Here is a 6,563-nt window from a genome sequence, read left to right on the forward strand (position 1 = left end):
GCAGAGCAGAAGCCTTTTTTAATATGTCGCGCTCCATAGTCAGCCGCTTAACCTGTCACTTCTCCTAATAAATGTCAAATTTACCCAATAGATGTCATATATTAGACTCTTCAATTAATAGCAACAAATGTATGTTATATTTCCTTAATAAATGTCACATGGACAATGCTTAATGATTTATTCAAAGTTTGAAGACAATCCTATAATACCTTATAAAACATCAATCGGAATTAGAAAATATATAGAAAGGTACAATGAATTCAAAGGCCGTGAAGCTTTGAGCTATGCTGAAGAAACCGTAGAGATAAACTTGGTAAACTAACGACTCGATGAGGAGTTTACCATGACCAAGAAGATCAGAACTTATAGCACCCAATTTAAAGCAGAAGCCGTTAAGAAGATAGCAGACAATAACGGCAACATCTCAGCGACCGCAAAGCAGCTTGGCATAGCGATGCAAACGTTATCTAATTGGAACAATAAAGCCAATCAAGGCAAACTTGTCGGCACAGAACAATATGATCCTGAGCTTATGGCAGCTATTCAGGAAATAAAGCAGCTCAAGCGGCAGCTTAAAGTGGCTGAAGAGGAACGAGAGATCCTAAAAAAGGCCACGGCGTACTTTGCGAAAAACAGTTAGTGAAGTACGCCTTTATAAAAACTAATAGACAGGCCTTTAGTATCGTCTCTATGTGCCGTGTATTAAGGGTTAAGCCATCAAGCTATTACGACTGGATAAATCGCGATATCAGCGACCAACAGATACATCGTAACCAGTCTGAGCTACTGGTTAGAGCCGCTCACAGTGAAACTCGTGAGCGCTATGGTGTTGAGCGACTGCATGCAAAGCTAATAGAGCAAGGCCATGACATTAGCTTGTACATGGTCAGACGTATCAAAGAAGAACATGGCATCAAATGCCGTCGCCACAAACGCTTTAAGGTCACCACGGACTCAAACCATAATAAAATGGTTTATCCAAACGTGCTCGATCAGCAGTTTGATGCTAAGCGTCCTAATGAGTCTTGGGTCAGTGATATCACCTATATCTGGACAAGCGAGGGTTGGCTATACTTAGCAGGAGTAAAAGATTTATACACCAAAGAGCTGGTCGGCTACGCCATTAATAAGCGCATGACAGCAGATTTAGTATGCCGTGCACTCAATATGGCAATCAAGAATAAACGACCAAGCCAAGGGCTAATTGTGCATTCTGATAGAGGCAGTCAGTACTGTAGCCACGCTTATCACAAGATCATCAAGCAGCATCAGTTTAAAGGCTCAATGAGTGCTAAAGGCAACTGCTTTGACAACGCACCCATAGAAAGCTTCTGGGGCATATTAAAGAACGAGCTTGTATATCACCAAGACTATAAAACAAGATTTGCAGCCATCAGAGATATTATTGGATATATTGAGTTGTATTATAATCAGACTAGGATTCAAAAGAGCTTGGGCTATAAATCGCCAAGACAGGTGTGGTTTGACTTTTATCGTCAGGCTGCGTAATTAAAATCTCCCAAGTTTGGTTCTACGGATTTGACGGCAGGGGTCACTTTTAAATATAATGATGATTACGTGGTGACCTACTACGGCTATCTTAAAAAAAAGGATAGTCGAGATAATTCACAACTTTTAATAAAAATTGCTTTTTTAAACATAAGCTTGGCTAATGAAAGCGGAAGAGAATATCAAAGCGTCCTTGAATTACCATTCAACTATATACTAAAAATGCCAATAGGCTCTATTTGGCGTAATGGCATTTGTATATCAAGGTATTATTTTCCAGAAATGGAATTAACACTTAATAATGAAAATACAAAGTATCAGCCAGAAGGTTTGGACGTTGGAAAGCTAAGAGACAGAATTGTTCAAAATTATTCAGGACTACTTACCAATAGTAACCTATCTATCATTTCAACAGATTTTGAAGATCAATCGGGTGAGATTCAAACTTTGCTTATTCACCCTCTAATATTCTTTAACGCAAACTATGGGTATTCAACGGAGATAAAACGTGTACTACTCACCTCAACTTGGGGTAATGAAAATTTTCCTGAGTTACAAGGAAAAAGGACAGTCATAGGAAGATGTCTTTTAGATAAAAACAATAAGGATGTTGAAAACTCAGTATATTTGCCAAGCCGATTTGTAAAACGTGATGCATTACTATTACATTTTTTGAAAACAAATGCTTATGCTAAGACGACCGTAAAAGACTTAGTGTCTAATGTCCATCAACAACGAATGAACGAATATGGTAGTGAAAAAATCGATCTACCAGTAGAACCCTGGCATACAGATCCAATCCAAGCTAAATGTAGGGTTATGAGATTAGATGCTAGAACACTCTTATGCATACAGATAACAGGTATGTCAGAACCTAACTTTTTAGACGATCAGAACGTCATAAGAGTTATGCTATCACCTTCATTTAAAAATAAACTTAGCGATTTAGCTGATTTAGAAGAAACATTAGATGGATATTATCAACCTCTGACTAAAAGAGAAAACGTAGAAGATATAGATCTAAACCCTGACTATCATGTTAATAATTTAGAGGTAGCAGTAGTTAAAGAGTGCTTAGAGATTTTAGGAGAAAGATGGATATTAGAAAACTATAGGCAGCAATCTGATAGAAACGATAGGGGTAATATGCAAGCTATCTATCCGCCCGAAGCAAACGAGTTTGCTGTCGGAGATATAGCAAATAATAGGGGTGATATAGGATGGTTAGAAATTGCATTCGCACCTAGTACTGATACTGGTAAGTCCAGAGCACGTCTTGACAAATTATGGACTCATGCTAAAGAGCTTCGTGAAAAGGTAAATGGTAGGGTTCGAGCCGAATGGTTTACTTTTGGCACAGGATTTAACAATGAGGATGATTTCACGACTATGGCTTTGAGTCATAAGTTACTTAATCCTACTAAGTATCCATATGAAGTTCTGGTAATTAGAGTATTAATAGATAATGAGATTTACTACATTATAGATAGTGATGCAAGACCTGATAAAGAAAAGAAAGGGATGAGTGGAATAGTCATTAAAGTTACCGATGAGGCTTATTTTTTAAGGCCTGAGAACGAGAATGGTCTATTGTCCATACTTATAATTGTTGCACAAATGGAAGGTTCACTATCTGAGAGTTATGTTGATTCTTTTAATGGCAATATGGCATTATTTAAGCATAGCAAAAAAAGGAAGAATGGTTTGGTCGAAGAAGGTAAAAAAATTAATTGGATACTAAATGGAATAAATAATATCAATGAGTAATCAGATATATCCCAAAATTCTAATAGCTAAAAAAATAATTTTTTATTAGACCTCTTGCATAAGTCATCGCTAGCCCTCGTAAATCCATCAGTGAAAGTCAATGAACTGGTACTTTTGCAAGAGGTCTGTTTTATGATAGAGGTATACAAACCATGTTTTGTTGAGAGAATAAAAAACTTTAGAGTATTATCAACTTATAATACGTTAGCTTTAATAGATAATCACTATTATTTATTAAAGCTAAAACGATGATCAATTTTGATAAGGTTTTGTTAATAATAATAAAGTTAGTAATGTACTATGTTTAAGCCAATATTTAGCTTATGCCCATAGCCCATAGCCCATAGTTACTTGTACTCCCGTGCCTTCAGTATATGATGAATATTATGGTACAGGTTTTGTTAATGTAAATGAAATTTTATGGTCTTTTGAGCATGCTACACCTTATCCTTTCACTGTAACTTATGGCGAAATTTCTTGTGGATATAATCCAACTTTTGGTAGTGAAGTGTATTTTATGCCAAAAGGTTTCACAGATGAGTCTTATATTGGTATACCGCTCAACCAAGCAGCCGTCGATTCTCTAAAACTAAGTGGTATGAGTTCAAACGTGCCATATAGCATCAAAAAAGATGCTGATCTTAATGCAGCTATAGAAGTTGGTCTAAGTTTATGTGATGAGAAACAGAAATATCTTAAAGACAATATCTAGATTCAACTAATTTTTTAAATAACTGGACTTTTTGCAGTTAGAAAAATAGTAAAGTTTAGTCTACCTATAAACATAAATAATAAGAAGCTAATAAAGTATTATTAACATTAGTTTATAATATAGTCAGTCTTCTATAAATAAGATACAATGTTTTTAAAATAAATGATACGGCAGAAGAATACATGACCTATTCAGCAGACTTTCGAGCGCAAGTTATCAAAAGTGTTAAAGAACAAGGCATGAGTATTCGTCAAGCTTGTACTTTCTATAACATTAGCAAAACCGCATTACAGCGTTGGCTAAAAAACCCAAATATCAAGCAAAATAGGGATAAGCCACCAAGTAAAATACCGAATGAAGCTCTTCTCAAAGACGTTGCTCAATATCCAGACGATTACATGTACGAGCGAGCACAGCGTCTAGGATGCAGCAAATCGGGTATTGAGATTGCCCTAAAGCGCCTCGGTATTAGTCAAAAAAAAGAGCTTAGAACACCCAAAATCGTGTCTGATAAAAAGAGCGAAATATCAGGCTAAGCTTGATAGCTTCAAACAGCAAGGCTATCCTATTGTGTATATGGACGAAAGTGGTTTTGAGGCTGAAACGATTCGTCCTTATGGCTATTCACCGATCGGCAAACCCTGCATTGATCGCTACAACTGGCAAGCAAAAAAGCGAACAAACGTCATTGGTGCTCTCTATGAAAAGGTGCTGTTTGCGCTTGATTACTTTGAGACAAACATTAATGGTCACGTATTTTACGACTGGTGCAAGTTCACGCTTATCCCAAGCCTTAAAACAAAGTGCGTGATTATTATGGATAATGCCCGCTTTCATAAAAGTAAACGTATTCAAAAACTACTCAATAGGCATGGCCATCGTATTCTTTGGTTACCACCCTACAGTCCTGATTTAAATCCCATTGAAAAGAAGTGGGCACAAGCTAAGTCTCTACGACAAGGATGGATGGAAAATAATCTACTTAAACTGTTTCATAATATGGGCTGTATCTCTTTTATTATAGACTGACTATATTTTAATAAACTCCATAATGTCATAACAAGAAACACTAATCTATTCATCATTCTAAAATCAATCAGTTCTGAGATTTCCTCTATGCCATCACAAACCGCTCGATTGCATCAGCTTAGTATTGATACAGAATTACTGGCTCCTTTCGATCTTTATCCTATAGCCTTTCGCTGGCAAAGTGCTATTAACAAAACCTGCTGCGCTGAAATACTCATATTTAGTTATCACTTTCTAGATGCCAACGCCTGTTCAACTTTGCTTGACAGCTCAATATGCCTAACAACCCTATCTGCTAGCCGTATTCCTAATCATCGCACAGGCATTATTCAAAGTATTAATTATGAGCACTCAGATGACGCATTGCACTTTTATAGTTTAGGAGTAGTCACCCCTGAATGGCTGCTTACTCAATCTATTACCACTCGCAGCTACACAGGACAGTCCACTCTTGATATCATCACTGACGTCCTAGCAAACTATAATTTCAATTGGCAACTCTCTGAGACTCTACTATCATCTGAACAGTCCTTTCAGCCATTGCAACAACCGCTTAACCTGCGTACCCAGTCTGATATTAATAACTGGGAGTTTATTGTGGGAATGCTCGCTGATATTGGCATATCCACTTTATGGATATCAGGTGACTCAACTGACGATCTAGGCTATTGGTTACTGACTAATGATCTAAGCGCAAAAAATAACGATGAAGAGGACAGTCGCAACCTAAGCACGAAGCCCTTAACCTACCGCTATGATCAAGACGCTATTGTCTCAGGTCAAGACACCGTCGATGAGCTGCAACCGATGGTTACACAGCGAGGTACTCGCACCGTAACCGTCCGCGCTGATGGCTTAGCAGCTGACACTATCTATGAGGGAGCGGCCGATGATGACTCTACTTTAGCTATAGAGGATAGTGCAGTACTGATTGCAGCGCCTTCTAGAGTCAGCAGTGATAGTGACGCCACCCGATTAGCGAAACTGTGGGTCGCTGCCAACGCCTCTCATCGCAGCAGCTACACCGTCACAGGCTCGCTACGTGGTATGCATGTTGGCGCACCTGTGGCTATCAACAACATCCCTAATATTCAGAGCATCGACACCCATTGCTTATCGATGCTGATAATCGGTATAGAGCCTGACAGTGACAGCGTCGCCTATCAACACCAAACCATGATAAAAAACTGGCTTGAACGCACAAGCAAACAAAGTCACTATAATCAAAATAACCGAGGCTCTATAGCTGCACAATCGCTCTCTATCCTAACCTTAAATAGCATACCCAACTACGCCTATGAAATAGCCCGCAATACAGGAGTATGGGTGAGTGCTCAGCTACTTGATGCGTCCATTGCCTACTGCCCTTATCCGAGCGATGCATCCTTTGCCAGTCATACCTATAGCGGATTCACCCAAGCGCGTACGGGTAATAGAAGTACCTCTATCGCTCCAAGCTATGCCGCTACTGTTACCGAAGATAGCTTACAATGTAGTGGCATAATTAAATTGGACAACTGCTAAGAGGCTATACTAACCCAAAGAA

The 6,563-nt window shown here is 38.4% G+C and carries 6 protein-coding genes; all 6 read left to right on the forward strand.

Annotated elements, in window-relative coordinates:
• Positions 1–343: 343 nt before the first annotated feature.
• The 6 genes from EI164_RS13915 to EI164_RS13940 all read left to right on the forward strand — a co-directional run bounded on the left by EI164_RS13915 (position 344) and on the right by EI164_RS13940 (position 6,541).
• Positions 344–1,509 (forward strand): IS3 family transposase gene (locus EI164_RS13915; protein WP_192520527.1). Its coding sequence is split into 2 segments (ribosomal slippage): positions 344–602 and positions 602–1,509, totalling 1,167 coding nucleotides; the frame shifts between segments, so codons are not numbered across the junction.
• Positions 1,510–1,539: 30 nt separating this feature from the next.
• Entirely contained in the window at positions 1,540–3,276 is a 1,737-nt protein-coding gene (locus EI164_RS13920) for a hypothetical protein (protein WP_192520528.1), read from the forward strand.
• A 361-nt stretch (positions 3,277–3,637) separates the two neighbouring features.
• Positions 3,638–3,988, forward strand: coding sequence for a hypothetical protein (locus EI164_RS13925; RefSeq protein WP_192520529.1), 351 nt, complete (start codon positions 3,638–3,640; stop codon positions 3,986–3,988).
• 182 nt (positions 3,989–4,170) lie between these two features.
• Positions 4,171–4,524 (forward strand): IS630 transposase-related protein, encoded by a 354-nt coding sequence (locus EI164_RS13930; protein ID WP_192520530.1) that lies wholly within the window; start codon positions 4,171–4,173, stop codon positions 4,522–4,524.
• 34 nt (positions 4,525–4,558) lie between these two features.
• Positions 4,559–5,017 carry an IS630 family transposase gene (locus EI164_RS13935; protein WP_318779554.1) on the forward strand — a complete coding sequence of 153 codons (459 nt, stop codon included), beginning with the start codon at positions 4,559–4,561 and terminating at the stop codon, positions 5,015–5,017.
• An 87-nt stretch (positions 5,018–5,104) separates the two neighbouring features.
• Positions 5,105–6,541 (forward strand): contractile injection system protein, VgrG/Pvc8 family, encoded by a 1,437-nt coding sequence (locus EI164_RS13940; RefSeq protein ID WP_192520531.1) that lies wholly within the window; start codon positions 5,105–5,107, stop codon positions 6,539–6,541.
• Positions 6,542–6,563 lie beyond the last annotated feature (22 nt).

It is taken from the genome of Psychrobacter sp. FME13 (assembly GCF_014861395.1).
Taxonomy (GTDB): domain Bacteria; phylum Pseudomonadota; class Gammaproteobacteria; order Pseudomonadales; family Moraxellaceae; genus Psychrobacter.